Source organism: Caballeronia sp. RCC_10 (genome assembly GCF_041360715.1).
In the GTDB taxonomy this organism is placed as follows: domain Bacteria; phylum Pseudomonadota; class Gammaproteobacteria; order Burkholderiales; family Burkholderiaceae; genus Caballeronia; species Caballeronia grimmiae.
The window spans coordinates 1-769 of the sequence record NZ_JBFUPT010000117.1 but is presented as its reverse complement, the minus strand read 5'-3'; the positions used below and the strand labels follow the sequence as shown (position 1 = coordinate 769).

Below are 769 nucleotides of genomic sequence, written 5' to 3'. Positions count from 1 at the left end.
GGAAACTCTGCGTAACTCGCGCGTGTAATGGCCCTTAGGAATGCTACTATATTGGTCACGACCTGGAGGCAGCAATGACGCAACTTCATCTCGGCTTGAACCTGTCAACCAAGCGCACGCGCAAGCGGGAGTTCTTAGACGAGATGAGGCGAGTGGTGCCGTGGACGCGGCTGATTGAGTTGATCGAGCCGCATTATCCAAAGGGGAAGACTGGCCGTCCGCCATTTCCCGTTGCGACGATGTTGCACATTCACTTCATCCAGCAATGGTTCAGTCTGTCGGATCCAGCGATGGAAGAGGCCCTCTACGATGTGCCGCTGTATCGCGAATTCGCGGGTCTCGACGGTGCAATGACCCGTCTTCCGGACGAAACGACCATCCTGCGGTTCAGGCACCTGCTTGAGGCCCATGGGATCGCTGCGCAGATCCTGGCGGTGGTCAATGAGTTATTGAGCGACAAGGGATTGATGCTCAAGGCCGGATCGGCTGTCGACGCCACGTTGATTGCGGCGCCCAGTTCGACCAAGAACGGCTCGGGCACACGCGATCCGGAGATGCAGTCGACCCAGAAAGGCCGCAACTGGTACTTCGGCATGAAAGCGCACGTGGGTGTGGACGCAGAGTCAGGCTTGGTCCACACGGTCATCGGCACGGCCGCTAACGTGCACGACATCAATGTGGCACCTGCGTTGTTGCACGGGGAGGAAACGAGTGTTTATGCCGACGCCGGCTATCAAGGCATCGAAAAGCGCGAGCAAGCGGGCTCGAC

At 58.5% G+C, this 769-nt stretch carries 1 protein-coding gene; it reads left to right on the top strand.

Translation table 11 applies throughout. The annotated features are described in order from the left end of the window. Positions 1-74: 74 nt before the first annotated feature. Positions 75-769, top strand: a 695-nt coding sequence (locus tag AB6804_RS31900; protein ID WP_370889843.1) for an IS5 family transposase, incomplete at its 3' end; no start/stop codon positions are given.